The 25,875-nt window shown below is 67.0% G+C and carries 25 protein-coding genes; 9 read left to right on the forward strand and 16 right to left on the reverse strand.

Annotated elements, in window-relative coordinates:
* Positions 1-50 precede the first annotated feature (50 nt).
* A complete protein-coding gene (locus V5F68_RS12820) occupies positions 51-590 on the forward strand; it encodes a flavin reductase family protein (protein WP_394015090.1) in 540 nt (179 codons plus the stop codon).
* 18 nt (positions 591-608) lie between these two features.
* Here V5F68_RS12820 and V5F68_RS12825 read toward each other — a convergent pair whose 3' ends face one another.
* Together V5F68_RS12825 and V5F68_RS12830 are read right to left on the reverse strand one after the other, a co-directional pair.
* Positions 609-2,111 carry an ATP-binding protein gene (locus tag V5F68_RS12825; RefSeq protein ID WP_394015091.1) on the reverse strand — a complete coding sequence of 501 codons (1,503 nt, stop codon included), beginning with the start codon at positions 2,109-2,111 and terminating at the stop codon, positions 609-611.
* Positions 2,111-2,827 carry a response regulator gene (locus V5F68_RS12830; protein ID WP_394015092.1) on the reverse strand — a complete coding sequence of 239 codons (717 nt, stop codon included), beginning with the start codon at positions 2,825-2,827 and terminating at the stop codon, positions 2,111-2,113. Before V5F68_RS12830 ends, V5F68_RS12825 begins: the two co-directional genes overlap by 1 nt.
* A gap of 383 nt (positions 2,828-3,210) precedes the next feature.
* Here V5F68_RS12830 and V5F68_RS12835 point away from each other — a divergent pair, with 383 nt between their 5' ends.
* Complete coding sequence (locus V5F68_RS12835) at positions 3,211-3,417, forward strand: hypothetical protein (protein ID WP_394015093.1); 207 nt, start codon at positions 3,211-3,213, stop codon at positions 3,415-3,417.
* Between the two features lie 185 nt (positions 3,418-3,602).
* Here the strand turns inward: V5F68_RS12835 and V5F68_RS12840 are convergent, their stop codons facing one another.
* The 3 genes from V5F68_RS12840 to V5F68_RS12850 all read right to left on the reverse strand — a co-directional run bounded on the left by V5F68_RS12840 (position 3,603) and on the right by V5F68_RS12850 (position 6,909).
* A complete protein-coding gene (locus V5F68_RS12840) occupies positions 3,603-5,780 on the reverse strand; it encodes a xanthine dehydrogenase family protein molybdopterin-binding subunit (protein WP_394015094.1) in 2,178 nt (725 codons plus the stop codon).
* Positions 5,781-5,791: 11 nt separating this feature from the next.
* Positions 5,792-6,262 (reverse strand): (2Fe-2S)-binding protein, encoded by a 471-nt coding sequence (locus V5F68_RS12845; protein WP_348844728.1) that lies wholly within the window; start codon positions 6,260-6,262, stop codon positions 5,792-5,794.
* Between the two features lie 251 nt (positions 6,263-6,513).
* Positions 6,514-6,909 (reverse strand): c-type cytochrome, encoded by a 396-nt coding sequence (locus V5F68_RS12850; protein WP_394015095.1) that lies wholly within the window; start codon positions 6,907-6,909, stop codon positions 6,514-6,516.
* A 355-nt stretch (positions 6,910-7,264) separates the two neighbouring features.
* Here V5F68_RS12850 and V5F68_RS12855 point away from each other — a divergent pair, with 355 nt between their 5' ends.
* Entirely contained in the window at positions 7,265-8,599 is a 1,335-nt protein-coding gene (locus V5F68_RS12855; RefSeq protein ID WP_394015096.1) for a histidine-type phosphatase, read from the forward strand.
* Positions 8,600-8,621: 22 nt separating this feature from the next.
* On the opposite strand, the gene V5F68_RS12860 is transcribed toward V5F68_RS12855, so the two are convergent.
* The 8 genes from V5F68_RS12860 to V5F68_RS12895 all read right to left on the reverse strand — a co-directional run bounded on the left by V5F68_RS12860 (position 8,622) and on the right by V5F68_RS12895 (position 16,914).
* Positions 8,622-9,434 (reverse strand): putative hydro-lyase, encoded by an 813-nt coding sequence (locus V5F68_RS12860; protein ID WP_394015180.1) that lies wholly within the window; start codon positions 9,432-9,434, stop codon positions 8,622-8,624.
* Positions 9,431-10,789 (reverse strand): amidase, encoded by a 1,359-nt coding sequence (locus V5F68_RS12865; RefSeq protein ID WP_394015097.1) that lies wholly within the window; start codon positions 10,787-10,789, stop codon positions 9,431-9,433. The genes V5F68_RS12860 and V5F68_RS12865 overlap by 4 nt, the downstream gene beginning before the upstream one ends.
* Before the next feature lie 2 nt (positions 10,790-10,791).
* Positions 10,792-11,478, reverse strand: a complete 687-nt coding sequence (locus V5F68_RS12870) for a DUF2848 domain-containing protein (protein WP_394015098.1) — start codon at positions 11,476-11,478, stop codon at positions 10,792-10,794.
* A 37-nt stretch (positions 11,479-11,515) separates the two neighbouring features.
* Positions 11,516-12,799 (reverse strand): TRAP transporter large permease, encoded by a 1,284-nt coding sequence (locus tag V5F68_RS12875; protein WP_394015099.1) that lies wholly within the window; start codon positions 12,797-12,799, stop codon positions 11,516-11,518.
* Positions 12,796-13,416 carry a TRAP transporter small permease subunit gene (locus V5F68_RS12880; RefSeq protein ID WP_394015100.1) on the reverse strand — a complete coding sequence of 207 codons (621 nt, stop codon included), beginning with the start codon at positions 13,414-13,416 and terminating at the stop codon, positions 12,796-12,798. Before V5F68_RS12880 ends, V5F68_RS12875 begins: the two co-directional genes overlap by 4 nt.
* 64 nt (positions 13,417-13,480) lie before the next feature.
* Positions 13,481-14,524: a TRAP transporter substrate-binding protein gene (locus tag V5F68_RS12885; RefSeq protein WP_394015101.1), complete on the reverse strand. Its 1,044-nt coding sequence runs from the start codon at positions 14,522-14,524 to the stop codon at positions 13,481-13,483.
* A gap of 63 nt (positions 14,525-14,587) precedes the next feature.
* On the reverse strand, positions 14,588-15,778 hold the full coding sequence (locus V5F68_RS12890; protein ID WP_394015102.1) for a M24 family metallopeptidase: 1,191 nt from the start codon (positions 15,776-15,778) through the stop codon (positions 14,588-14,590).
* A gap of 191 nt (positions 15,779-15,969) precedes the next feature.
* Positions 15,970-16,914, reverse strand: a complete 945-nt coding sequence (locus V5F68_RS12895) for a LysR family transcriptional regulator (protein WP_394015103.1) — start codon at positions 16,912-16,914, stop codon at positions 15,970-15,972.
* 449 nt (positions 16,915-17,363) lie between these two features.
* On the opposite strand from V5F68_RS12895, the gene V5F68_RS12900 reads away from it, so the two are divergent.
* The 6 genes from V5F68_RS12900 to V5F68_RS12925 all read left to right on the forward strand — a co-directional run bounded on the left by V5F68_RS12900 (position 17,364) and on the right by V5F68_RS12925 (position 23,105).
* The gene (locus V5F68_RS12900) at positions 17,364-18,515 is read left to right on the forward strand and encodes a DUF2778 domain-containing protein (protein WP_394015104.1); all 1,152 of its coding nucleotides are present in this window, start codon (positions 17,364-17,366) and stop codon (positions 18,513-18,515) included.
* 174 nt (positions 18,516-18,689) lie between these two features.
* On the forward strand, positions 18,690-19,622 hold the full coding sequence (locus V5F68_RS12905) for a sensor domain-containing diguanylate cyclase (RefSeq protein WP_394015105.1): 933 nt from the start codon (positions 18,690-18,692) through the stop codon (positions 19,620-19,622).
* Between the two features lie 184 nt (positions 19,623-19,806).
* Positions 19,807-20,796, forward strand: coding sequence for an aliphatic sulfonate ABC transporter substrate-binding protein (locus V5F68_RS12910; protein WP_394015106.1), 990 nt, complete (start codon positions 19,807-19,809; stop codon positions 20,794-20,796).
* A gap of 4 nt (positions 20,797-20,800) precedes the next feature.
* Complete coding sequence (locus V5F68_RS12915) at positions 20,801-21,667, forward strand: ABC transporter permease (protein WP_394015107.1); 867 nt, start codon at positions 20,801-20,803, stop codon at positions 21,665-21,667.
* Between the two features lie 3 nt (positions 21,668-21,670).
* Positions 21,671-22,441, forward strand: a complete 771-nt coding sequence (locus V5F68_RS12920) for an ABC transporter ATP-binding protein (RefSeq protein ID WP_394015108.1) — start codon at positions 21,671-21,673, stop codon at positions 22,439-22,441.
* A 349-nt stretch (positions 22,442-22,790) separates the two neighbouring features.
* A complete protein-coding gene (locus V5F68_RS12925) occupies positions 22,791-23,105 on the forward strand; it encodes an acyl-CoA dehydrogenase family protein (RefSeq protein ID WP_394015109.1) in 315 nt (104 codons plus the stop codon).
* A 63-nt stretch (positions 23,106-23,168) separates the two neighbouring features.
* On the opposite strand, the gene V5F68_RS12930 is transcribed toward V5F68_RS12925, so the two are convergent.
* From V5F68_RS12930 to V5F68_RS12940, 3 genes are read right to left on the reverse strand one after another with little or no spacing between them, the layout of a single operon-like run.
* On the reverse strand, positions 23,169-23,945 hold the full coding sequence (locus V5F68_RS12930) for an ATP-binding cassette domain-containing protein (protein WP_394015110.1): 777 nt from the start codon (positions 23,943-23,945) through the stop codon (positions 23,169-23,171).
* Positions 23,942-24,853, reverse strand: coding sequence for an aliphatic sulfonate ABC transporter permease SsuC (gene ssuC, locus V5F68_RS12935; RefSeq protein WP_394015111.1), 912 nt, complete (start codon positions 24,851-24,853; stop codon positions 23,942-23,944). Before ssuC ends, V5F68_RS12930 begins: the two co-directional genes overlap by 4 nt.
* A complete protein-coding gene (locus V5F68_RS12940; protein ID WP_394015112.1) occupies positions 24,850-25,815 on the reverse strand; it encodes a sulfonate ABC transporter substrate-binding protein in 966 nt (321 codons plus the stop codon). The genes ssuC and V5F68_RS12940 overlap by 4 nt, the downstream gene beginning before the upstream one ends.
* Positions 25,816-25,875: the final 60 nt, after the last annotated feature.

The raw sequence follows: 25,875 nt of genomic DNA on the forward strand, positions 1-25,875 counted from the left end.
CGCCGGCGCCGCCGGTCAAACGGCGGCGCTCCCAAAGGGAGGAAAAAGACATGAGCGTGCATGCGGCCTTTGAATGCGATCCCGCGCGCGATCCCCAAGAGTTCCGCCGGTGCCTTGGCCAGTTCGCCACCGGTGTCACGGTGGTGACGGCCAATGTGGGCGGCGAGTTGGTGGGGCTCACGGTGAATTCCTTCGCCTCGGTCTCGCTGAGCCCGCCGCTGATCCTGTGGTCGATCGATCTATCCTCGAAGAGCTATCCCAAGTTCAGCATCGCGGAAAATTTCACCATCAATGTGCTGGCGCACGACCAAATCGCCCTCTCGCGCCATTTCGGACGATCCGGTCCCGACAAATTCCGGGACGTCGGCTGGAGCGCCGGCCAAACCGGTGCCCCGGTGCTCGACAATGTCGCGGCCTTTTTCGAATGCAGCCGCGAATCCGAGCATCGCGGCGGCGATCATTTGATCCTCATCGGCCGGGTGCGCCGCGCGGTGCATTTCGAGCGTGGAACGCTGCTGTTCGCCCAGGGGCGCTATCGCCTCGCCACCGATCATCCCGGCGAGGCAGGCGCGGTGCGCGCCGCCTCCTGATCCGGGTGCGGGACTCCATCAGATCGGCAATCCGCGCGCCGGCGCTCCGACGTGCCCCTCGTGCGCCTCGCCCACCGGCTGCGGTGATTCATAGATGGGAAGTTCGCCCGCCGCTTTCGGCAGGCTGATGGAGGCACGCAGCCCCCTCGGCTGGTTGAAAAGGATGATATCACCGCCGTGCCGCCGCACGATCGTGCGCGCGATGGAGAGGCCGAGGCCGAGGCCGCCGGTCTCGCGGTTGCGCGAGTGCTCCATGCGGAAGAACGGCGCAAACACCTGCTCGCGCGACACGTCGGGAATGCCGGGGCCATCATCCTCGACCACGATCTCTATGTTTTCCGCGCCCTGCGTCACGCTCACCCGCGCACGCTCGCCATAGCGCACGGCATTCTCCACCAGATTACGGCAGGCACGGCGCAGCGCATCGGGCCGGCAGCGATAGCTGATCTTCTGCCCCTCGGTGAAGGTAACGGCATAACCGAGTTCCGCGAGATCGTCGCACATGCTCTCCACCAGTGCCGGCAGATCGACCGTGCGGGTGGTTTCCGCCGTCGCTTCCTCACGCACGAAGGTCAAAGTCGCCTCCGTCATGGACTGGATTTCGGCGATGGTGCTGAGCATCTTCTCCCGTAATTCGTCGTCCGACACGAACTCGGCGCGCAGCCGCAGCGAGGTGAGCGGTGTGCGCAGGTCATGCCCGATTGCGGCGAGCATGCGGGTGCGGTCGTCGATGAAGCGCACCAGCCGGTCCTGCATACGGTTGAAGGCCTCGGCCGTGCGGCGGATGTCATCCGGCCCGGTTTCCGGCAAGGGGGCGATCTTCTCGCCGCGGCCGAGTGCCTCGGCCGCCGCCACGAGACGCCGCATGGGCTGGGCGATGCCGCGCGCGGCAAACACCGCGATCACCGATAGCACCAGCGCCGAGAGCGCGAGCGAGACCGTGGATTGCGAGGTCCAGAAATTCTCCTGGGCGCGCTTGGCGAAGGCCGAGTTCAGCCAGGACCCGTCCGCGAGCTGGACCGTGATCCCCATGCCGTTGGCATCATCGAGATAAAGAAACTTGGCCGGGCGCGAGAGTGGCCAGGCATGGGGTGGAAGGTCGATCCAGGACGAATTGAGAACATCGACGCGCGGCGCCTCGTCCGCACGCGCCTCCACCGGTGCTGCGGCATCCACCTCGTGACCGGGCGGCGCCAGCGGCGGCAGCGGCTGGGCGAGATAGGCCCAGGCCTGCTGGCGCCACGCGCTGGCCGCCTTCGGTCCTTCGGGAGAGATCCAATAGCGGGTTGTGCTCGTGCTGCTGGCGCTGAGAATGTCCTTGTGAAGTGCGGCCGGCGTTGCCTCCAGCACCCGCGCGAGCGAGGCGCAGCGGCTCAGGGTCTCGGTCTTGGCGGCCTTGCGGATCACCTGCCCGTGCTCGTCCCAGGAGATGAAGAACACCACCGCCTGGGAGAGCGTCAGCGCCAGCAGGGTGAAACAGATGAAGCGCGCCGCGAGGCTGCGCGTCCACAGGCGCATCATCAGGCAACAACCTCCGCCACGAGGCTGTAGCCACCGCCCCAATGGGTCTTGATCAAGGCCGGGCTCTTGGAATCGACCTCGATCTTCTTGCGCAGGCGGCTGACCTGATTGTCGATGGAGCGATCAAAGGGATCGGCCGCACGGCCGACGGTGAGATCCAGCAACTGGTCCCGGCTCAGCACCAGGCCCGGATGGTCGAGAAACGCACACAGCAGACGGAATTCGGCGGTGCTGAGTGCCACCGCCACACCATCCGGCCCCAGAAGCTCGCGCCGCCCGGCGTCCAGCGTCCAGCGGTCGAACCGCACCACTTTGGCGGCCAACTGGCCCTTCTGGGGTGGCAGGCTGTGGACCCGGCGCAGTACCGCCTTGATGCGGGCGAGCAATTCACGTGGGTTGAACGGCTTGGTCAGATAGTCGTCGGCGCCCACCTCAAGGCCGACGATGCGGTCGGTCTCCTCGGCCATGGCGGTGAGCAGGATGACCGGCAATTCCGTGGTGCTGCGCAGGTGCCGGCATAGCGAAAGCCCATCCTCCCCCGGCATCATCACGTCGAGCACCACGAGATCGGGCGCGTTGCGCTCCAACAGGCGACGCAAGGCGAGCGCGTTCTCCGCCAGGCTGATGCGGTAGCCGTGCTGCGTCAGGTATTTGCCGACCAGGTCGCGGATGTCGCGATGGTCGTCCACGACGGCGATATGATGTGCCGAGTTCATTCCGCTGCTCCTCCCGGAACATACGCACGCCCGCCATCCCGCCCACCGGGAATATGTATCAGAGTGTATCGCTCCGCGCCTCTGCGACACCCTGCGATCAAAAACTTGGGCGGCCCTTGATTTTTAGCCCCGGCGCGAGGTTCGAGCGTCAGCCGCCCTCGCGCGATCCGCTTTCTTTCGGAGCACAATTTAGGCGGCGAACGCATCACGGATCGGCGAGCGCGTATCAAAATGCCCGCATCACGGGTGCGCACGACATTTCGCGACAATATCCATGGTGCAGCGCGATAATTTTGCGACAACTGACATTTAACTTACGAATGCTTAGGCATTCACATGAAAACGCAGATATGTTCTGCGTTCAATAAAATGGATATACGCACATGCGCTACGCTATTCTTGCTCTGATGTCGGCTTCCCTGTTCTCGAGCGTCGCTTCCGCGCGAGAGATCCAGCAGGAACCGCGCCAGGCGGCGCGCAGCCAGCAGCAGACGACCACCGTACCCGACGAGCGCGACCATGCGCCGGTCATCTCGGAGCAGGATCGTCTGTTCCTGAAGCTGGGCGATCGCGGGATCGGCAACGGCTGATCGCATCCCACAGAAGCGCCAAAGGGGCGGTCAGCAATGCCGGCCGCCCTATGCTTTTTCTGAATGCATCGTTGAAGCGTTCTGCCGCCTCCGCAGGCCGGAAGGCGGGAATCATGCCGGCAGCAGCAAGCCCATGACAAGGGCGCGTCCACGCCGAGCTCCATTGCCCGGCGCGGAGATCGGCTTTACACGAGCGGGTGGTTCTTCAGAGGCAAGGTGCGGATGCGCTTGCCGGTGGCCGCGAACAGCCCATTCAGCACCGCCGGCGCGGCCACGGCGATGGTGGGCTCCCCCACCCCGCCCCAGAAGCCGCCGGAAGGCATGATGATGGTTTCCACCGCGGGCATCTCGGCAAGACGCAGGACCTCGTAGGTGTCGAAATTCTCCTGCTCCATGCGACCGCCCTTCACCGTGCACTCGCCGTAGAGGCACGCCGAAAGCCCGTAGACAAAAGATCCTTCCACCTGCCGCTCGATCTGCGCCGGGTTGACCGCATGCCCGGCATCGGTGGCGGCGACGATCCGGTGGATCTTCAATTGCCCCTTTTCCACCGAGACCTCGGCGGCGGCAGCCACATAGCTCGCGAAGCCCATGGTATGCGCGAGCCCGCGATAGACTCCCGCCGGCGCCGGCTTTTCCCAGCCGACGCGTTCCGCCACGGCCTCCAGTACCGCGCGATGCTTGGGGTGGTTTGCCATCAGCTTGCGCCGGAACGCGAGCGGATCGACGCCGGCCGCATGCGCCAGCTCGTCCATGAAGCATTCCAGGTACAAGGTGTTCTGGTTCAGGTTCACCCCGCGCCAGAAGCCCGGCGGGATCGGCGGGTTGCGCATGGCATGATCGACCAGCACGTTGGGGATGGTGTAGCCGATGTGGCCTTCCGGGCTGTTCGCGGTCAGTCCCTGGAACACCACGGGATCCATGTCGCCCTGCTTGCCCTCGGGCCGCATCGACGCAAGGATCGACTGGCCGGAAATGCGCATATGGAGCGCGATCAGATTCCCCTGCGCGTCGAACCCGCCGGTGAGCTTGGCCTGGGTGATCGGATGATAGGCGCCGTGGAGCATGTCCTCCTCGCGCGACCACAAGAGCTTCACCGGCGTGCCGGGCATCTGCTTGGCGATCAGCACGGCCTGTCGCACATAATCCTGGAAATTGCCGCGCCGGCCGAAACCTCCGCCGAGGAGCAGCTTGTGCACGTCGCACTTCCCGACCGGCAGGCCCGCCGCTTCCGCAGCGGCGGCAAGACTGGCCTCGCCATTCTGTGTCGGCACCCACACCTCGCATTTGTCCGCCGTGTAGAGCGCCGTCGCGTTCATCGGCTCCATGGTGGCGTGGTTGAGATAGGGGAAGGAATAGGTTGCGCTGACGGTCTTGGCGGCGCCGGCCAGGGCCGCAGTCACATCGCCCTGCTTGTTGCCCACGAAGGCGTCCGGCGCATCGAGGCCGGCGGCCAGCGTGGCGGCGATATTGGCGCTGGAGAGGCCTTTGTTGGGTCCCTCGTCCCAGGTGATCGGCAAGGCATCAAGTGCGGTCTTGGCCTGCCACCAGGTATCGGCGACCACCGCCACCGCGTTATCGCCCACCTGCACCACCTTGCGCACGCCGGGCTTGCCGGCGACCGCAGCCGCATCGAAGCTCGCGACCTTCCCGCCGAACACGGGGCAGGCCTTGATGGTGGCGACCAGCATGCCGGGCAGCCGCAGGTCGGCCCCGTAGATCTGCTTCCCAGTCAGCTTGTCGACAGTATCGAGGCGCGGCATGGGCTTGCCGGCGATGGTCCAGTCCTTAGGATCCTTGAGCTTGATGTTGGCCGGCGGGGTCTGGGTGGCGGCGGCATCGGCCACCTTGCCATAGGTGGTGGTGCGACCGCTCGCCGTGTGGGTGATCACCCCTTTCGCGGCCTTGCATTCCGTGGCCGGCACCTTCCATTGGCCGGCCGCGGCGGCGATCAGCATCTCCCGGGCGGCAGCCCCGCCCTGGCGCACGTAGCTTTCCGAATCCCGGATGCCGCGACTTCCGCCTGTGGAATAGCTGCCCCACACCCGGTTGCGGGCGAGGTTCTCACCGGGCGTCGGATATTCCGTCGTCACCTTGGACCAGTCGCACTCCAGCTCCTCCGCTACCAATTGGGCGAGGCCCGTCAGCGTGCCCTGGCCCATTTCGGAGCGGGCGATGCGGATGACAACGGTTTCGTCGGGCTTCACCACCACCCAGGCGTTCACCTCCGGCGGGATGGCAGGGGCGCCCTCGGCCGTCGCCGCGTCGGCAAACGGCACGTGGAAGCCCAGGGTGAAGCCGCCGATGGCGGCGGCGGAGCCGGCGATGAAGGCGCGGCGCGATACGTTCGGCTGATAGGTCATGTCGCCCTCCCTCACCCGGCCTGCTTCGTAGCGCCGCCCTCGGCGGCCATGTGGATGGCCGCGCGCACCTTGGGATAGGTGCCGCAGCGGCAGATATTGGTGATTTCGGCGGAGATATCGTCGTCGTTCGGCTTCGGATTCTGCTGCAATAGCGCCGCCGAGGCCATGATCATGCCCGACTGGCAATAGCCGCATTGGGGAACGTCCAGTGCCAGCCAGGCCTTCTGCACGGGATGGCTGCCATCGGGCGAGAGCCCTTCGATGGTGACGATCTTCTGGTCATCGCCGACCGCGCTCACCGGCAGCGCGCAGGAGCGCGTGGCGACACCGTCGATATGCACGGTGCAGGCGCCGCACTGGGCGATGCCGCAGCCGAACTTGGTGCCGGTGAGGCCCACCTGTTCGCGGATCACCCACAGCAGTGGGGTATCGGGATCGACTTCGACGTCCCGAATCTGGCCGTTGATGGTCAATCGAGCCATTTTGATCTCCTGAGGACTTAGGACTGCGGGCGCGCCTGGGTATCGAGCCGCAGGTGTGGTCGTGCCGTGCATGAGGCTGGCGGCGAACGACGCGCCATGTTCGAAATTCAGTGCCGGGAGCTTAGGCGGCAGCTGTCGCAGAACCTTGCCCGGCAGGGGCGGGTTTGTCGCAAGCTGTCGCAGAACCGCCGACGCATAAGAATTGATACAATTTCATATCGGCCGGCGGCGATGCCCGCAAACAGCCGGGATCATTGCGGCTTGGCAGCCTGCTGCGCCCGCAGATAGGCGATCACCGCCTGGCGCTGCGCCGCATCGCGAAGGGTGAAGGTCATGGTGGAGCCGGGAACCACATCGCGGGGCGCATTCAGATAGGCGTCGAGGCTCGCCTCGTCCCAGGTGACGGCGGCGCTGCGCATGCCGGGCGAGTAGCGTGCCCCCTCCACCTTGCCCGCAGCCCGGCCATAGACGCCGGCAAGGTTCGGGCCAATGCGGTTCTGGCCAGGCTCGAGACTGTGGCAGGACGCGCAGCGGGTGCGGAAGACCTGCTCGCCCTCGGGCACGGCGGCGGGAGGGTTTGCGCTGGCGTCTTGGGCGCGTGCCGGGGCGCTCAGAGCGATGTTGGAGACGAGTGCAAGGAGCGGCATAAACGCGCGCAAAAGGAATGGCCGGACGGGAAGCATCGATGCTCCTTCTGAGGGGCGGGTCGGCAGTGCGAATCGCGGCGGCAGGCCTGGACGGCACATGCCGTCGTCAGGACGGTGCGCCGGACGGGTTGGGGTACGGAGACACGCTCCGACGCACACACCTTCGCCCGCCCCCATCGCAGAACTTTGCCAGGAAGCCCCGAAAGTGTCGCAGACTGTGCCCTGCCGGCGCGGTGTTACAGGTCGATACAGTTCGCAGACGTCCCGGTCCCCGCCGAATCCGCGTGATCCACCGCGAGCCATGTGGGACACCTGCCAAAATGCATCGGAATGCGCGAATCTGCCGGGGTGCGACGTGCCGTGTCTTTTCGTCCTGCGTGCCATTCTCCTGATCTTTCCGGTCGTCTGCGCCCTGGCGCTGACCGACGCGGGCCGCGCGCGGGCAGAGGCACAAGCGGGGCTTTTCGCACCGGCGGGCGCGCGCCTTCAGGGCGTGGTGCTGCTGAGTCGCCACGGCCTGCGCGGCCCCACCAAGGCCACCCGCTGCGACACCACCCTAAGTTCGGGTGAATGCTTCGACGCGCTCGCGAGCCGCCCCTGGCCGGTGGATGTCGTGGCTGGGCACCTGCTGCCGGAAGGCTATGGGCGTGTCGCCCGGCTCGGCCGCTTCTATCGCACCCATTATGCGGCGCTCGGCCTGCTTGCCGGCACCGCCTGCCCGCCGCGTCACGCCGTGGCCTTCACCGCCGACACTTCCGAGCGCACCATCGTAACGGCAGGCGCGCTGATGGACGCCATGTTCCCCGGCTGCGCGATCCCCGGCTGGTCGATCGCCGCCGATGTCTACAAGGGGCCGGCCTGCGGCTTCGATCCCGCTCTGGCGGCCCGTGCCGCGCAGGCGATGGCCGGCGGCTCCTGGGCTGCTGTGGCGGCGGGTGAATTGCGCGCGCCCCTTGCGGCGATGGATGCCGCGCTCGGCCCCTTCTCGGATGCCGGCTGCGCGGCCCACGGCGCCGCCGCCCCGTGCTCGCTCGCAAGCATACCCGTCTCCGCCGAGACGCCGGGGCCGATCGCGCTCGCCACCGCGCCGTCGGAACAATTCCTCATGCAGTACGCCGCCGGCCACCCGTCCGATCGGGTGGCATGGGGCGGGCTGGAAGCGGCGGCCGGCCGTCCGCTGCCGGCGGCGCTGACCTTCGTCAACGCCATCCATGCCTTCTACGACCGCGCCGCACACATGCCGAAATACCAAGCGGTGAAGAAGGGATCACCGGTGCTTTCCCTGGTGCTGGACGCCCTCGAGGCGACGGCCGGAGACGGCCCGGCGCTGCACGTGTTCGCCACCCATGACGACCTGATCTTGAATGTCGCCGGAATGCTCGATCTGACCTGGCAGCTGGAGAGCTACCAGCCCGAGCAGGTGCCGCCGGGCGGGGCGTTCGCCTTCGAGCTGTGGCGCGGCGCGGACGGCGAGACGATGGTTCGCCTCGTCTATTTCGCCCAGACCCTCGCGCAGATGCACGCCGACGCCGTGCTTTCAGACGCCGCTCCGCCGGCGGTGGCGCTGCTGCCGCTTCCCTCATGCGGCTCCGGTGCAGACGGTCTGTGCCCCTGGCCGCGCTTCCGGCAGATCGCGACGCAGGCCATCGACCCTGCCTGTGTGGGCACGCCGAAGCGGTCATCGCCCTGACGGCACGCTTGGCGCATCCACCTCACATGGAGGCCAGCGCACCGTTCGCGATGTCGCACACCAGCATATGGCCGGGCGCGTGGGTGATGCAGAACTCCGGCCGCACGCTGGCGATCACCGCCTGCGGGGTGACGCCACACGCCCAAAACACCGGCACTTCGCCGGGCCGGATCTCGACCGGATCACCATAATCCGGGGCGCCGATATCGGTAATGCCGATGGCTGCCGGATCGCCGATATGTACCGGCGCGCCGTGCACGGAAGGGAAGCGCGAGGTCACCTGCACCGCGCGAATGGCATCGGCCGGCGAGAGCGGGCGCATGGAAACCACGAGGGGTCCGCTGAACCGCCCCGCTGCCTTGGTCGCGATGGAGGTTCGGTACATGGGCACATTGCTGCCCTGCTCGATATGGCGCACCGGCAGTCCGGCCGCGAGCATGGCCTCCTCGAACGAGAACGAGCAGCCGATCAGGAAGGCCACCAGATCGTCCCGCCACAGGTCGGTGATGTGGGTGGGTTCAGAGATAAGCTCGCCCGCGCGCCACACCCGGTAACGCGGAATGTCGGTGCGGATGTCGAGATCGCGGCCGAGCACGGGAAGAAATGGGTCTCCCACTTCCGAAACCCCCACCAGCGGGCAAGGCTTGGGATTGCGCTGGCAGAACAGCAGGAAATCATAGGCCAGCGCACGCGGCAGAATGGCGAGATTGGCCTGGACGAAGCCGGGCGCGACATTGGCCGTGGGGCCGCTCAGCACGCCGGAACGGGCGGCGAGACGAGCCTCGTAGGGCAGCGCGGGAAGGACGGGGGACATAGGCGCCTCCATATAGCTCAGCGGCGCAGGGCGGCGTCGAGCGCCGCCTCCGCCGCCCGCCCGATGGCCAGGATCGCGCGGTCGCGGCCCGCCGCCCCGGCGATCATGAGCCCGACCGGGGCCGTTCCGGGCCAGTGGCAGGGGATCGAGAGCGCGCAGCCGTCAAGGAAGTTGATAAAGGTGGGGTTGCGCAGCATCAGGATATTCGTGGCCCCATAGGCGGCATCGTCCGCCTCCAGCGTGGCGAGCGCCGGGGCGATGAGCGGCACGGTCGGCAGGATCAGGGCATCGAACGGCGCGAGGCGCGTTTCGAGGGACGCGATCCATGCGGCGCGGGCCTCAAGCACGTCGATATAATCGGCAGCCGACATGTCCCGCCCGCGCATCAGCCGCACCAGAACGCGCGGGTCATAGCGCGGCCCGGCGCGGTCGATCAGCGCGCGATGCCAATGCCAAGCCTCGGCGGCGATCAGGCCGCCCTTGGCATTGATGGCGGGGAGCCGCGCGAATTCAGGAACCGCGATCTCGCGCACCTGCGCGCCGGCCGCCGAAAGGATCGAGAGCGTCTGGGAAAAGGCGGCGGAAACTGCGCCGTCCATGCCGTCGAGGGCGATGGTGGTCGGAACCGCGAGCCGCAATCCCTCAAGCGCGGCCGGGGCCGGCACGTCCGCTCCGCTACCTGAGAGAACGGAATCGAGGATCGCGCAACAGGTCACGGTCGGCGCGATGGGCCCGATGGAATCCAGGCTGGTGGACAGCGGCAGCACGCCGGCGCGCGGCACCCGCCGCGGCGTGGGCTTGAAGCCGGAAAGGCCGCACAGGGCGGCGGGAATGCGCACCGAGCCGCCGGTGTCGGTGCCGATGGCGGCGGCCGCCATGCCGTCGCTCACCGAAACCGCCGCGCCCGAGGAGGAGCCGCCAGGAATGCGCCCGGTGGCCCGGTCATAGGGGTTCAGCGGCGTGCCGTAATGGGGATTGAGGCCGAGGCCGGAAAAGGCGAACTCGGTCATGTTGGTGCGCCCGGTCAGCACCGCGCCGGCGGCGAGCAGGCGCGCCACCACCGGGGAATGGACGGCGGCGGGCGGCGCATCATCGAGCGCCACCGACCCGGCGCGCGTGGTTTCGCCGGCCACATCGAACAGGTCCTTGATGGAGATCGGCAGCCCCTCGACGGGGGAGCGGGGAACCCCCGCCTTGCGCACCGCGTCGGAGGCGCGCGCCAGCTCCGGCGCCCATTCCTCATACAGGCGTGTGAACACCCGCGCCCCCTCGCCGGCTGGATCTCGCGCGCGATCGAGGGCCGCCTCCACGAGGGTGGCGGCGCTGGTGCGGCCAGTGTCGAGGTCAGCGCGCAGATCGGTGAGGGGGCGCTGCATGGTCAGGCCACTTCCGGCAGGATGTCGATGGTGTAGCTGTGGCGGATCGTGCGGCCCATCACCGGGTCGAACAACTCCATGGTGAAAGCCGGCGCCGGGCGAATGCCGCCGATGGCGCCCACCGTGCCGCAGATCATGCCGACGCCCGCCGGCAGGGCCGCGGCGCCGCCGGTGAAGCCTTCGATCAGTTCCAGCGGTGGACGCAGCGCGGAGAGCGGGCCTTCCTGATAGAGCACGCGCGCGCCGCCTTCCTCGATGAAGGCGCGGATGATCATCTCGTCCCAATGGCCGGCGACGTCCGCGAAGCGCCAGGCAGTGCGGGCGATGGGCTTGGCACAGATCTGCTTGGACAGCGCGACGCTCTGCGTCTCCAGCTTGCGGTCGGTATGGTCCGAGGACAGGCTGACATACATCTCGCCCTCGGCGGAGAACACGAAGGTTTCCACCTCGCCCGAGGTTTCCGCGCCCAGCACCTGGATCCGGTCGGCCTGGGTCATGAGGTTCTCGGAAGCGCGATAATAGAGCGGCACGGCGCTCGGGCGCGGCACGCCGATGGCGTACAGCTCCTCGATATGGTGCTCGATGGCGGCCATGTCGCGCCCGGCCCAGCCGGCGACGACGAGATCGGTGAGATTGACCTTGAGCGCCCGCGCGGCGCCTTCGGCATCGACGTTGAAATTCAGTTCCATGACAACCTGCGAAGAAGGACCAGGGGAAAGCCGCGCCTCAGGAGAAGACGCGCGGCAGATAAAGGGCGAGGCCCGGAAAGATGGAGATCAGCACCAGCAGCACCGCCATGGCCAAGACGAACGGCATGGAACCGACGATCACGCCCCCCATCGACCCGCTCTTGCGCAGGCTCTGCACCACGAACAGGTTGAGGCCCACGGGCGGGGTGATGAGCGCCGCTTCCACCAGGATGATGATCAGGATGCCGAGCCAGATCGGGTCGTAGCCGAGCTGGAACATGATCGGCGCCACGATCGGGATGGTGGTGATCATCATGGAGAGCGTCTCCATGAAGCAGCCGAGGATCAGATAGAAAATCACGATCACGATCAGCATCGCCGTCGCGGAAATCCCGAGCCCGGAGATGGAATTCGTGATGGCGTCGGTGATGCCGGTCGCCGACATGACGAAGTTGAGGAAGCTGGCCGCGATGATGATCAGCATGATCATCGCCGTCGCCTTCATGGTGCCTTCCACCGCCTCGCGCAGCATGGTGAGCGTGAGGCGACGGAACCAGGCGGCGAGGATCAGCGCGCCGAGCACGCCGAGGGCCGCCGCCTCCGTGGGCGTCGCCAACCCCGCATAGATCGAGCCGACCACCAACAGGAAGATGCCGAGCGGCGGCGCGAGATGCACCAGGCTACGCATCCGCTCGCCCCAGGTCGCCCGGATCTTGTGTCCGCCCCATTGGGGCTTGACGATGCAGGCGATGATGATGGTGAGCATGAACAGGCCCGCCAGCAGCAGACCGGGGATGATGCCGGCGAGATAGAGCTTCGGCACCGAGGCGTTGGTGAGCACGCCATAGATGACGAGGTTGATGGAGGGCGGGATCAAGATGCCTAGCGTTCCGCCCGCCGCGAGCGAGCCGAGGAACAGCGGTTCGTTATAGCCATAGCGCTTGATCTGCGGGATCGACACCGTGCCCACCGTCGCCGCCGTGGCGACGCTGGATCCGGACGTCGCCGCGAACAGCGCCGAGGCGCCGATATTGGCGTGCATCAGCCCGCCCGGCAGCCAGGAGAGCCAGAGGCTCATGGCGCTGTACATGCGCTCCGCGAAACCCGCCCGCAGCAGCACTTCGCCCAGCAGGATAAACAGCGGAATGGCGACCAGGAGAAATTCGTTGTTGGTGCTCCAGGCCAGCTCGCCCATGGCGCGCGAGAGCGGCAGCATGGAATAGAGCGGGTCGAGAATGAGCCCGAGCACGCCGAGGGCGGCGCCGACGGGAATGGACAGGCCGATCAGGACCAGCAGAAGGACGATAGTGGTCGCGATCATGCCACCTCTCCCTTCACCATGCGCACACCGGCGGCGGCCTCTTCCTCAGCTTCCTCCTGGGTGGAGCGCACGCCGGCGATGGATTTCACCGTCGCGATGTCGCCGGTAACAAGCGCCACCGAGGCGCGCAGCAGCATCATGGCGAGGATCACGCACATGAAGAGCAGCCCGAGGAACCAGAGGCCCTGGGGAATGAACAAGGGCGTGGCGAGCGGCGTGTTGGCGTGCGAGCCCTGGGCGATGGAGGTGCCCACCACGTCGTAGGCGTAATAGGTCAGCACGCCCATGAAGGTGCCGAGCGCCACCAGGGACAGCCAGTCGAGCACGGCCGCGACGCGGACCGGCATGTATTGGTAGAGCACGTCGACGCGCACATTGGCGCGCTGGAGCGTTGCGAAGGCGAGCGACCAGGACGTGCTGATGGCGAAGGCGTAGCTGGAAAGCTCGTCGGCCCCGCCGGTGGTCCAGCCGATGAACTTGCGGCACAGCACGTCAAAGGAAATCAGCAGCACGCTGGCGATGGTGAGGGCGCCGCCGAACCACACCGCACCTCGCGAGAGGGCTTCGGCATGGCGCAGCACCTTGGCGAGCGCCGGAAGGGTGGGTTGCAAGGTCATTTGTCTGGCTCCGCGGCTGCGGCGCGGGAAGGCGGAGAACGGCCACCCTCCCGCGCCCGCACCGTCACTTGTTGACGGCGAGACCGAGTTCCTTGCCGATGGTGGCATTGAAGCTGGCGACGCAATCGGCCGAGCAGCGGGCCGCCCACTTGGGCAGGATCTGCTCTTCCAGCACCTTGCGCAGCAGCGCCTTGTCGGCGTCGCTCGGGGTCACGAGCACCATCTTGCCCTTCACATCGAACGGGCAGGCGGCGGCGCCGGTGTTGCAATCATAACCCTGCTGGGTCTGCTGGGCGGCGGCGGTCCAAATGTCGTTGACCAGGCCCTTGATGTTGGTCTGCAGGAAGGCCTGCACCTTCGGGTCCAGCTTCTGCCAGGCCTTCTCGTTCACCGCATGGATCTGCTGGTTCCAGTTGATCGGCAGCGCGACGAGGTGGGTGGAGACTTCATACCATTTGGCCGAATAGCCCGAGAGTGAGCCGGTGATGGCGCAATCCACCACCTTGTTCTGGAGAGCCGGCACCACTTCGCCGAACGCCATGGTCACGCTGGAGCCGCCGAAGGCTTCCACGAACTCGGCCTGGGTACGCGAGGAGGTGCGCACCTTCTTGCCCTTCAGGTCCGCGAGGCTCTTGATCTCGGCATTGCAAAACAGAACCTGCGCCGGATAGGTGGAGATGCCGAGCAGCCGCACATTGGAGCCGTCGCCATAGAGTTTCGCGAGCACTGGCTGGAACGCATCGGTCACCTTGCGGGCGGTCTGCACGTCGGGGGCGAGGCCTGCGAGGTCGATGGCTTCGTTGATCGGATTGTCCGAGGCGAAATAGGACAAGGTGGCGGTGCCGAATTCCACCACGCCCTGGGACATCAGGCGCAGCAACTCGGGACCCTTCAGGCCCATTTCGTTGAAGCCCTTGATCTCGGCCGTCACCTGGCCGTGGGACTTCTCAGGGATCGTCTTGGTCCAGAACGGCTTTTCATAATCCTGATAAGCGGTGAGATTGCTCAGGCCGCCAACGACCTTCAAATTGGTCTTGGGCAATTCCTGAGCGCCCGCTGAAAGGGTCGCGGCGAACAAGGCGGCGGCGGCTAAGGTCAGGTGTTTCATGTTGGATCCTCTGGCTGGTCTGAGTTCTGATCTTGCTTTTATTGAGGGATACGGCGTGTCGCTTCAGCTCCATTGCACGCAGCCGCGCGGAAAGCGCAGCAACACTTCGGGGCCGTGCGGAGCGAGCAGCACCATTTCGCCCAGCGCGGCCCCACCGAGGCCGGCGACGAACAGATTGGGGTGCAGCTCAAACAGCATGCCGGGCGACAAGGTGAGATCGGGTGCGTCGACCGGCGCGGCGGTCGGGTCGAAATGCTGCCGGAAGGCGTCGGTCAGCAAAGGGTCCTCATAGGAGCAGCCAAGTCCGTGGCCGTTTCTGAACCGGCGCAAACGGGGGTCAGCAGCCATCACGCCACGCCGGGCCAGTTCCGCCTCCATGGCGGCCTCAACCCCGGCCAGCGGGAGGCCGGGGCGCAACACAGCAAGGCCCGCCTCGAGCATCGCGTCCACATGCCCCGCAAGTTCCGCATGGGCCGCGTTTTGCGGGCCGATGCTGCCCATGCGGATGCCGTGGCCCCAATGTCCATCCACGGTCAGCGCAACACCGAGCAGCACCTGGTCCCCGGCCTGCGGAACCGCGAGCGCTTCCTCGCGCCAATAGCGGCAATAATCTGCCTGGGGGCGGATGGTGAGCCAGGTGCGGCAATAATCGGCGCCCGCGCGCCGCGCGCGCATCTCCAGGTTCAGCTGGATCTGCCAGGCCGGCAGGCGGGCGGAAAGCTCGGCACCCAGGGAGGCGAACAACTCGTCGCACAATGCAGCGGCAGCGCGGTGCAGATGCTGCTGGGCGGCATCCTTCACCAGCCGAAGCCGCGCCACGTCCGCATCGAGCGCCGGTCCGGCTGCGAAATCGCCAAGATTGCGATGGAGGCGCGCGGGCATTTCGTCGAAGCCGACCTGGCCGAGCAATGCGCCCGCCGGCAGCAGCGCGCCCAGCGCGGCGGTCCAGGCGTCCGGTCGCACATCATGCACCACAAGATCCGGGCGCAGGTCACGCGCGAGTGGGACCATGAAGGGGCTCGCCACCAGCAGATGAGATCCACCGGGCAAGATCAGCAGAAGCGAGGTGCTTTCATGTCCGTCCCAGCCGCTCAGGAACCGCAGCGCACCATGGGATTTCGTACCCGTGCCGAGCGCGCTGCCATGGCCGAACACCGCGATGCCGGCACATCCGCGCGCGCCGGCGAAATCCAACAGCGCCGCGCGCCGCGCTGCGAGGAACGCCGCGTCGTCGATGGGAAAAGAGGACGGCATCGCCGGCCCTCAGCCGACCGAAGCGAAGGGGACATCCACACAGGACGCCCATCGCACGCCAAGCGCACGCTCGTAAGCCATTGCCGATATCCCTCTGCCGCAGCGTTGACGCCGTCGTTCTGAAGCTCATTGCAGGACATGGGGGCGGCGACTGTCCAATTGTATGTTTGGAAGCGACGTATAAGCGCGGCTTATGTCTCTAATTCCAGCGCCGGCGCGCCGCCGGCCACGGTCTGTGCGAGCCGCGCGATGACACGTGAGGGATAGCTTTCCGGCCCGTCGATCCAGCTCGCGGTAAAGCTGAGATCGGGCAGCGGATCGCACACCACCTCCAGCAGCTGCAATTCGCCCCGCTCCAGCTCCTTGCCCAGGAAAACGGGGGTGATGACCGCCGTGCCGATCCCGTCCAGCACCATCCTGACCACCATGGAGAGGGAGGCGCAGCCATACATGCGCGGGGTTGATATGCCCCAGCGCATCAGCATGTCGCGCACCATGCGATAGGGCGAGCTGTTGGAGGGATAGGTGATGATCGGCAGCGTGGCGACCCGATCCAGCGTCACCGGTCCCGGCCCAAGATCCACCCCCGGCTTCACCACCCAGGCCAACGGATAGGTGCACAGGGGCAGATTCTCCACTCGCGCCTCCAGCACCGGCCCCATAAGGAAAGCAACGTCGATCTGCCGCGCCATGAGGTGGGATTGCAGCACGTGCGTGCTGTCCACCTCGATCTCCAGCACCAACGAGGGATAAGCGGAATGCACCTGTTCGATCAGGCGCGGCAGCCACGTCTGGACAATGGTTTCCGCGACGCCGATCCGCAGGGTGCCGCTCATGGTGGTCTGGTCGCGCGCCGCTTGCAGCATGTCGTGGCGCACCTGCATCATCCGCTCGGCGTGGGAGAGCAGTTCGTGGCCCTTGGCGGTGAGCTTGACGCCGCGCGCCTCGCGTTCGAACAGCCGCACGCCCAGCGCCAGCTCCAGCGAGGCGATGCGCTGGGAGATCGCGGGCTGGGTGGTGCCGAGCTTCTCCGAGGCCGCCCGCAGGCTGCCGAGCGCCGCCGCCCAGAAGAAGGTCTCGATGTTTCTCAGGTCGATCATGGGGGCGATGATGACCCCGCCCGCCGCTGCCTCCAACAGAAACTTCCGGGGCGTCCGACGAGGATCGGCAGCGGCTTGGCGGACTCATTCATGGCATCGAAATACCACTTGGGATTTCTCTGCGCTCTGGCGGCAGGGTTCGGCGCGGCGGTTGCGCCAGCCATAAAAACCCGAAAGCGGCTTGTTTCATTGGACTTTTCGGGGTGCGACGGCGTCGCGTTTGCACGGATCGGGGTGTGCGCGGTACATATTTGCGCCATCCTGATTTGCTTGAAGCGGCAAGATCAATAAAATGGTTACCAAGCGATGGTAGCTGTGGGGGTATCGGCAGGACGGACAGACCATCGGTTCCGCCCTGGCAAGCCAAGGTTTGATTGAAAAGCCCACGGGCCGTTTGGCGCGGGCGCAGACATCTGATTCGCACAGCGTGGCACCATCCGCCACGTTTAGGATCGGGATCGAAATCCGTTCGCGCAGTGAGGACCATGACCTACACGCCCTATGACGACACCGGCTACATCGATAGCCCTGTCTCATCCAAGGCCCGGCTTCCGCTGGTCGTCTTCGGCGCGTTCGGCATCGGCATCGGCGCATTGGCCGCCGCCACGCTCATCGTCACCTCCGATGCCGAATGGCGCATGCTGGCGGGCGGCTCCAGCCACCGTATCGACGTGCCACCGGCGCCCCTGCCCCCGCCGGTCCAGGTCTTCGCCGCCCCGGTCCAGCCGGCCCCGGCCCTGGACGACGCCGGCAAGGACGTGACCGACATCGAGAATTTTCGCTCCGCCGGAGCGATCATCCTGGCGCCGAGCTGGATGTTCGACGGCGGCGTGCGTACCGCGCAAGGTTCGTTCGTCCCCTGGAGGACCGTTGTCGCCTCTGCGCTGCCCGCGGCCGCGCCGCTGGAAGCCTCCCGCTCCGTGCCGTTGCCGCCGGTCAAGCCGCTGCTGTCGCCCGGCCTGCCTTCGCAGACGCAGCTCTCCGCTGCGCCCGATCTCGGCCTGCCGAGCACCGCGCCACTGCCGACGCGTAACCCGCTGAGCCGCCAGATCGCCAACCAGATCGGCGGCACGCAGCTCGCGTATCTCCCGCCCTCGGACAAGCCGTTCGGCGAGGAGCCCGCGCCCAAGCTCGCACCCCAGGTGGTGCCGCCGGCCGCCCAGTCCATCCTGCCCGGCCCGACCGACCGTTTCGCGGTCTACGATATCGCCGGCAAGACGGTGTACATGCCGAGCGGCGAAAAGCTGGAGGCGCATTCCGGCTATGGCGACACCTTCGACGATGTGCGCCACGTCTCGAAGAAGATGGTCGGCCCCACCCCGCCGAACACCTATGAGCTGACCATGCGTGAATCCCTGTTCCATGGGGTCGAGGCGCTGCGCATGCGCCCGGTGGGCAAGGAGCCCATGTATGGCCGCGACGGCTTCCTGACCCACAGCTACATGATGGGGCCGCGCGGCGATTCCAACGGCTGCATCTCGTTCAACGATTATCCGAAGTTCCTTGAGGCGTATAAGCGCGGCGAAGTCACGCGGATCATCGTCGTCGCGAGCCTGCCCGGCACGCAGCCCAAGCACGACAATCCCCTGCTCTCCTGGCTCGCCGGCCGCGCCGGCGCTACGCCCGAGACCCGTTGAGCCGGCGGCCGGGCCGCAGGATCAGCACGATCCACCTCCCACGGAAACCACGCAAAATGTGTCGCTGCGGAAGGCCATGCCTCCCGGTGCCCCAGCCTCCATGCGCGGAATCGCCAAGGCCTGAGCCTGCGATCGCGCTCGTTTGTGGCAGCGCACTCGGCTACACTGGCGGCGATGCAAGATACGAGCGAAACGCTTGCCCAGCTTTATGAACATACGCCGGTCCTAGTGGCCGCGTATGACATGTTCGACCGGCTGCGCTATGCCAATGCCGCATTCCGCTCCGCATTTTTTCTTCAGCCTGGCGAGGAGCCCTTCTGGGGCGAGCTGATGCGGCGGAATTTCCATGCCGAGCGCGGCACGGTGATCCGCACCGCCGATTTCGAGGCCTGGCTCATCTCGACACAGTCGCGACGCGGCAAGACCGGCTTCCGCGCGTTCGAGACCGACCTCAGCGACGGGCGCTGGCTGTGGATGACCGAGACGGTGCAGAGCAACGGCTGGATGCTCTGCATCGCCAGCGATATCACCTCGTTGCGGGCGGAAGAGCGCAGTGTACGACAAGACCGCGACATCGCCATCAAGGCCGCCCATACCGACGATCTCACCGGCGTGGCGAACCGCCGCTACGTGCTCGCCCGCATCGACGACATGCTGCTGGGCAACGGCGGGGAGGCGGGAGCCCCGGGCTGCGTCGCCGTGTTGGACCTCGATAATTTCAAATATATCAACGACCACTACGGCCACCAGGCAGGCGACCTGATTCTTCGGGATTTCGCCCGGCGGATCCAGGGGCAGGTGCGGCGGCGCGATTGCTTCGGGCGCATCGGCGGTGAGGAATTCGTGCTGGTTTTCCCGGACACCTCGATCAACCAAGCCCGGCTGCTGGTGGAGCAGATGCTCGCCACCATCCAGATGTCCCGTCCGCTGCCGGAGCGGCCGGACTTCGCCTACACCTTCTCCGCGGGCCTTGCCGCCGCCATAACCGGCGAGAGCGCGAGCGACATCTACGGGCGCGCCGACAAGGCGCTCTATCGGGCGAAGATGGCGGGTCGCAACTGCATCCTGCTGGAAGAATCCCACCCCTCGGCGGCCGCTACCGGCTGAACCGGCGCCGCCGCCCCACTTCCCACCATATCCGTTCTCCACCCTGCACATGCTTTCGCTTCCGCGCGCCTCTCCCTGCACCGCGCCGGGAGGCTCATACCCTTTTCACAGATTAATTAATTAAATTGACAGATTTAATAAACTAAATAGAATTTTTCACAGATTTCATTTGTGGAGCACAGTCATGCTGGGATTTGATCGTTTGCGTCGTGCGGTTCTCCTGGGTGCGGCTGGCCTTGGGATCGCGCTGCTGGGCGGCGCCGTTCCCAGTGCCTCCGCGCAGGATGTGAAGGAAATCCGCGTCGACTGGGCGACCTACAATCCCGTGTCGCTGGCGCTGAAGGAGAAGAAGATCCTGGAGGACGAGCTGGCGAACGACGGAATCAGCGTGCGCTGGGTCCAGTCGGCCGGCTCCAACAAAGCGCTGGAATTCCTCAATGCCGGCTCGCTGGATTTCGGCTCCACCGCCGGCGCCGCCGCGCTGATCGCGCGGATCAACGGCAATCCGGTCAAATCCATCTATGTCTATTCGCGGCCAGAATGGACCGCGCTGCTCACCCGGCCGAATTCCGCCATCAAGAGCGTCGCCGACCTCAAGGGCAAGCGCGTCGCGGCCACGCGCGGCACCGATCCGCACATCTTCCTGGTGCGCGCGCTCGCCGACAATGGCCTGACCGAGAAGGACGTCACCCTGGTGCTGCTCCAGCACGCCGACGGGCGCCTCGCGCTCCAGCGCGGCGACGTGGACGCCTGGGCGGGGCTCGACCCCATCTTCGCCTCCGCGGAGATCGACGACGGCGCGGTGATCTTCTTCCGCAAGCCGGAATACAACACCTGGGGCGTGCTGAACGTGCGCGAGGACTTTGCCGCCAAGAACCCCGCGATCGTCAAGCGCGTGCTCGCCGCCTATGAGAAGGGCCGCAAGTGGGCGCTGGAAAATCCCAAGGAGCTGGCCGCCCTGCTGGTGAGCGCCACCAAGCTGCCCGAGCCAGTGATCGCGCGCCAGTTGGAGCGCACGGATCTGTCCTACGGCCCCATCGGCGCCGAGCAGAAGGCCAGCATTCTCGCGGCCGGGCTGGCACTCCAGAAGGCCGGCGTGGTTGCCGCCGACGTGAACGTGCCGGCGCTGGTGGACGCGCTGGTGGATGCGCAGTTCCTCACCGCCGCGCGGTGACAGCGTGAGCCTGTCGCAAGCCGGCGCCATCGCCGACCGTGAGGGCGAGGCAAGCGCCTCGTCCTCACAGCCCGCGTCCTCCCGCCCCGCGTCTGCCGCGCCGGCCTGGCACCGCTGGCGCTTTCTGCTCGGCATCGCGTTGCCGCTCGGTGCGGCGCTGGCCTGGGAAGGTGCAGTCTATTTCGGCCTCGCGCAGGGGCGGCTCATGCCGCCTCCGAGCCGTATCCTCCAGACCCTGACCCAGCTGGCGCAGAGCGGGGACCTGCTGCCCCATGTCGAGGCGACCCTGGCCCGCATTGCGGCCGGCTTCACCATCGGGGTGGTGGCGGGAACGGCGCTCGGCGCGCTCGCGGGCGCCTCGGCGCTGGCGCGCGCCCTCATCGATCCCACGCTTCAGGGGCTGCGCGCCATCCCGTCCATCGCCTGGGTGCCGTTGTTCATCCTGTGGCTCGGGATCTTCGAAGCCTCGAAGGTCGCTCTGATCGCGGTGGGCGTCGCGTTCCCGGTCTATCTTGGCACCTTGGGCGCCATCGTCGCGGTGGATCGCAAGGTGGTGGAGGTGGGGCGCGTCTTCCGCCTCTCAGGATTGGCGCTGGTGCGCCGTATCCTGCTGCCAGCGGTGCTGCCGCATTATGTCATTGCCTTGCGCGCGGGGCTGGGCCTCGGCTGGATGTTCGTCGTGGCCGCCGAATTCATGGGCGCCTCCGAAGGGCTCGGCTACCTGCTAGTGGATGGCCAGCAACTGGGCAAGCCGGCCCAGATCATCGCCGCCATCGCGGTGTTCGCCGTGCTCGGCAAGATCACCGACTGGCTGCTTGTCATCCTGACCGCGCCGCTGCTGCGCTGGCAGGACACCGTGGAGCGCGCCTGATCCATGCTGGAGATCGAGCATGTCACCAAGACCTACGCCACGGGCACCCGCGCCCTCTCCCATTTCTCGCTGAGCGTGGAGGAAGGCGAGATCGTCGCCGTGGTCGGCGGCTCCGGCTGCGGCAAGAGCACCCTGCTGCGCATGATCGCCGGGCTGGACCACCCGTCCGAGGGACGGGTGCGAGTGAACGGCGCGGTAATCACCGCGCCCCATCCCCTGGTCGGGTTGGTGTTCCAGGAGCCGCGCCTCCTGTCCTGGCTGACGGTGGCGCAGAATGTGGGCTTCGGTCTCGAACACCTGCCCCGCGCGATCCGCGATGCCCGGGTTGCGGAAGCGCTCGCGCGGGTCGGGCTTTGCGACCATGCGGGGCGCTGGCCGCGCGAATTGTCCGGCGGGCAGGCGCAGCGGGTCGCCATCAGCCGCGCGCTGGTGGCGCATCCCCGCGTGCTGCTGCTGGACGAGCCCTTTTCCGCCCTCGACGCCTTCACCCGCATCGATCTCCAGGACCACATGCTGGACCTGTGGGCCGACACGCGCCCGACCCTCGTGCTCGTCACCCATGATATCGAAGAAGCGCTGGTCCTGGCCGACCGGATCGTCGTGATGCGCCCACGTCCCGGTCGGATCGCCAGCATCGTTGAGGTGGATCTGCCCCGCCCGCGCGACCGCCTCAGCGATGAATTCGAGGCCGCCAAACGCCGCCTGTTTGCCGATCTCGGCCATGCCCGGGCGACGGTGACGGGCGAAGAAACCGCGCCAGCGGCCGCGATCTGATCGACCGGCCCTTCGCAGGGCGCCACCCGCGATTATGTCCTGCTGCGCGCCGGCGAGAACGGCGATCTCGCGTCCGTCATCCTGCCGGTGAGACGCGAAGGCATCGAGCTGATCTTCGATGCGCCGGGTCGCGGCTATGGCCTGCCCTATTCCAACACCCAGGCGCAGCTGTTTTTGACATCCGTGGTAGCGGGCATCATACGGAATATCGCGAACGACGCCGTGAAACTGGTGCGCGGCCGCTCCCGGAACTTCTATTACGCACCGGTCGCCAAACCCTCCGACGACCCCCATCCTGCAGCAGACCATCGGCCAGATCTCCGCCTTTGCCTATGCCGCCGAGGCAGCCGTGCTGGAGGCCGCCGACGCCCTCGACCGCACAGGCGTCGCGCGCGAGACCCGCGCGCCCGACGCGGCCCTGGCGGCGGAAGCCGCGCTCGCCGCGGCCCAGGCCAAGGTCGTGGTGGACGAACTGGCGTTGCGCAGCTGCGGACTGCTGTTCGACGTGGGCGGCGCCTCGGCCACCGAGCGTCGGCATAATCTGGACCGCCATTGGCGCAACGCGCGCACCATCGCCTCGCACAATCCTTGCACCTACAAGGCCCGCGCCATCGGCGACCTCCTGGTCAACGCGACGCCGCTGCCGGGCAAGAGCTTCTTCTGAGGCGCAAAAACGAAGGCCACCGTCGCGGGATGCGCGGCGGTGGCTTTTTGGGGGAGCGGCCCGCTAGACGGCCGCGAGGATGCGGGCCTGAAGCGCGGTAGCCGCCGGTGTGCCGATCTGGGGCCGGGGACGCGGCAGGTCCACGTCCACGTCGAGCGCGATTTCGCCTTGCCGCAGCACCACCACGCGATCGGCCAGCGCGACGGCCTCGGCCACGTCGTGGGTGATCAGCACCACGGTGAAACCCCGATCTTTCCAGATCCGCTCGGCGAGACGGTGCATCTCCACCCGCGTCAACGCGTCGAGTGCGCCGAAGGGTTCGTCCAGCAGCAGAACCGCCGGCCGGCTCACCAAGGCGCGCGCCAGCGACACCCGCTGCTTCTGCCCGCCAGAGAGGACAGCGGGCCAGTCCTTTCCTCGATCCCCGAGGCCCACGTCGCGTAGCGCGGCATGGGCGGTCTGCCGCCATTCGGGACCGCGCGCGATGCCCACATTGGCGATCACCCGCTGCCAGGGCACGAGGCGGGCGTCCTGGAACAGCAGGCGCACCTGCGGCATCAGCCCCGCCACCGGCTCGCCACCCACGCGAACCGTACCGGCGGTGGGCTGGTCCAGCCCGGCGATAAGGCGCATCAAGGTGGTCTTGCCGCCGCCGGAGCGGCCGACCACCGCCAGGAACTGGCCGGCGGGGATGTCGAGATCGAGCCGCCGCAGCACGGGCCGCCCGTCGAAGGCTTTCTCGACACCCTCCAGCACCACCCGCTGGCCCTTCACCGGGTGGGACGGGCGGACAGCCTGCACCGGGCGCCCAAGGACGCTGTATTCCTCCGAGAGGCTCATTTCACCACCCCCGCCGTCTCGGATTGATAGGCCGGATGCCAGGCGAGCGCGCGATGCTCGATGGCGCGTGTGAGGGAATCCGCCAGCTTGCCCAGCAGCGCATAGGCGAGCACGCCCACCACCACCACGTCGGTCTGCAGGAACTCGCGCGCGTTCATAGTCATGTAGCCGATGCCGGACGTGGAGGAGATGGTCTCGGCGACGATCAGCGTCAGCCACATGATGCCGAGCGCGTAGCGCAGACCCACCAGAATGGACGGCAGCGCCCCCGGCAGGATGATGCGCGCGAACAGCGCGCCGGGGGATAGCCCGTACACCCGCGCCATCTCGATGAGCCCGCGATCCACATTGCGGATGCCGTAGAACGTATTGAGATAGATCGGGAAGGCGACGCCGATGGCGACCAGGAAGAGCTTCGCCTCCTCCTCGATGCCGAACCACAGGATGACGAGCGGGATGATCGCCAGATGCGGCACGTTGCGCAGCATCTGGAGCGTGGAGTCGAGCGCGGTCTCCGCCGGCCGCCACACGGCGTTAAGCACGCCGAGCGCAAAGCCGATGCCGCCGCCGACGGCAAGGCCCAGCAGCGCGCGCCGCGTGCTCACAGCGATGTTGGTGATGAGACTGCCGTCCTTCAACGTGCGCCAGAAGGCCAGCGCCACGTCGCTCGGCGCCGGCAGCACGCGCGTGGAGAGCAGGCCGAGCGATGAGCCCAGTTGCCAGACCACCAGGACCGAGATCGGCAGGGCCCAGGGCAGCAGGCGCTTGCCCGCTGCGATGGCTCCATCGCGCAGCCGCGTGGGCGCATGCGTTGCCTGCCCGGTTCGTGGCCCCCCGACCCCGCCCCCGGCCGGCACCGCGCCGGCCGAGAGCCCACAGGGGGTTTCGGACGCCGCCGGTCCGCTCATGATTTCGGCGTCCGCACGAGGTCGGAAATCTTCACTTCCTTCGGGATCAGGCCGAGCTTGAAGAAGGCATCCGCCACCTGCTGCTGTTCCGCCGTCACCTTGGGATTGAGCGGCTTCACGTCATATTGCTGGCGGGCGAGCGCGACTTCCAAGATCGGCGCGGGAATGCCGACCAAAGGCGAGAATTCGGCGGCCGCTGCCTTCGGATTGGCCTTGGTCCAGGCGCCGATCTCGGCGACCCCGGCGAGCACCGCGTCAACCACCTGCGGCGCGCGCTCCACGAACGCCTGGGTGCTGAAATAAAATTGATAATTGGAGACGATGCCGGTGCCGTCCGTGAGCTGGCGCGCCTCGATGGTCTTTTCCGCGGCGGCCTGGAACGGATCCCAGATCGCCCAGGCGTCCACCGCGCCGCGCTCGAAGGCGGCGCGGGCATCGGCGGGTGTGAGGAAGGAGGTCTTCACATCGCCATAAGCGATGCCGGCCTTCTCCAGCGCCTTCACCAGCAGATAGTGGACGTTCGAGCCCTTGTTCAGGGCGATGTTCTTGCCCTTCAAGTCGGCGACGGTCTTGAGCGGGCTGTCCTTGGGCACCAGGATCGCCTCGCCCTGGGGCGCGGCCGGCTCGTAGCCCACATAGACCAGCGGCGCGCCGGCGGCCTGGGCGAAGATCGGCGGCGCTTCGCCGGTATTGCCGAAATCGATGGCGCCTGCGTTCAGCGCCTCCAGCAGCTGGGGACCGGCGGGGAATTCGCTCCACCGCACGGAATAGCCGAGCGGCTTCAGCTTCTCTTCCAGCAGCCCCTTGTTCTTCAGCAGGATCAGCGTGCCGTACTTCTGATAGCCGATGCGCACCACCTTTTCCTGGGCGCTGGCCGGCGCCGCGAATGCCGCGACGAGGCCGGCCGCGAAGGCGAGGCCGGCAAAGCGCGCCACGGTGCGTCGCGAGGGGTGAAAGGACATCGAATTTCTCCTGCCGCTGGGTCGAAGCCGGAGGCCGCCCCCTGGCCGCCTCCACTCCCG

The organism is Roseixanthobacter pseudopolyaromaticivorans, from assembly GCF_043195145.2.
In the GTDB taxonomy this organism is placed as follows: domain Bacteria; phylum Pseudomonadota; class Alphaproteobacteria; order Rhizobiales; family Xanthobacteraceae; genus NCEH01.

Excerpts from the sequence above, each read along its gene's own strand:
- V5F68_RS12820 (WP_394015090.1), top strand. The coding sequence starts at position 51 with ATGAGCGTGCATGCGGCCTTTGAATGCGATCCCGCGCGCGATCCCCAA.
- V5F68_RS12825 (WP_394015091.1), bottom strand. The coding sequence starts at position 2,111 with ATGATGCGCCTGTGGACGCGCAGCCTCGCGGCGCGCTTCATCTGTTTC.
- V5F68_RS12830 (WP_394015092.1), bottom strand. The coding sequence starts at position 2,827 with ATGAACTCGGCACATCATATCGCCGTCGTGGACGACCATCGCGACATC.
- V5F68_RS12835 (WP_394015093.1), top strand. The coding sequence starts at position 3,211 with ATGCGCTACGCTATTCTTGCTCTGATGTCGGCTTCCCTGTTCTCGAGC.
- V5F68_RS12840 (WP_394015094.1), bottom strand. The coding sequence starts at position 5,780 with ATGACCTATCAGCCGAACGTATCGCGCCGCGCCTTCATCGCCGGCTCC.
- V5F68_RS12845 (WP_348844728.1), bottom strand. The coding sequence starts at position 6,262 with ATGGCTCGATTGACCATCAACGGCCAGATTCGGGACGTCGAAGTCGAT.
- V5F68_RS12850 (WP_394015095.1), bottom strand. The coding sequence starts at position 6,909 with ATGCCGCTCCTTGCACTCGTCTCCAACATCGCTCTGAGCGCCCCGGCA.
- V5F68_RS12865 (WP_394015097.1), bottom strand. The coding sequence starts at position 10,789 with ATGCAGCGCCCCCTCACCGATCTGCGCGCTGACCTCGACACTGGCCGC.
- V5F68_RS12870 (WP_394015098.1), bottom strand. The coding sequence starts at position 11,478 with ATGGAACTGAATTTCAACGTCGATGCCGAAGGCGCCGCGCGGGCGCTC.
- V5F68_RS12875 (WP_394015099.1), bottom strand. The coding sequence starts at position 12,799 with ATGATCGCGACCACTATCGTCCTTCTGCTGGTCCTGATCGGCCTGTCC.
- V5F68_RS12880 (WP_394015100.1), bottom strand. The coding sequence starts at position 13,416 with ATGACCTTGCAACCCACCCTTCCGGCGCTCGCCAAGGTGCTGCGCCAT.
- V5F68_RS12885 (WP_394015101.1), bottom strand. The coding sequence starts at position 14,524 with ATGAAACACCTGACCTTAGCCGCCGCCGCCTTGTTCGCCGCGACCCTT.
- V5F68_RS12890 (WP_394015102.1), bottom strand. The coding sequence starts at position 15,778 with ATGCCGTCCTCTTTTCCCATCGACGACGCGGCGTTCCTCGCAGCGCGG.
- V5F68_RS12900 (WP_394015104.1), top strand. The coding sequence starts at position 17,364 with ATGACCTACACGCCCTATGACGACACCGGCTACATCGATAGCCCTGTC.
- V5F68_RS12905 (WP_394015105.1), top strand. The coding sequence starts at position 18,690 with ATGCAAGATACGAGCGAAACGCTTGCCCAGCTTTATGAACATACGCCG.
- V5F68_RS12910 (WP_394015106.1), top strand. The coding sequence starts at position 19,807 with ATGCTGGGATTTGATCGTTTGCGTCGTGCGGTTCTCCTGGGTGCGGCT.
- V5F68_RS12920 (WP_394015108.1), top strand. The coding sequence starts at position 21,671 with ATGCTGGAGATCGAGCATGTCACCAAGACCTACGCCACGGGCACCCGC.
- V5F68_RS12930 (WP_394015110.1), bottom strand. The coding sequence starts at position 23,945 with ATGAGCCTCTCGGAGGAATACAGCGTCCTTGGGCGCCCGGTGCAGGCT.
- ssuC (WP_394015111.1), bottom strand. The coding sequence starts at position 24,853 with ATGAGCGGACCGGCGGCGTCCGAAACCCCCTGTGGGCTCTCGGCCGGC.
- V5F68_RS12940 (WP_394015112.1), bottom strand. The coding sequence starts at position 25,815 with ATGTCCTTTCACCCCTCGCGACGCACCGTGGCGCGCTTTGCCGGCCTC.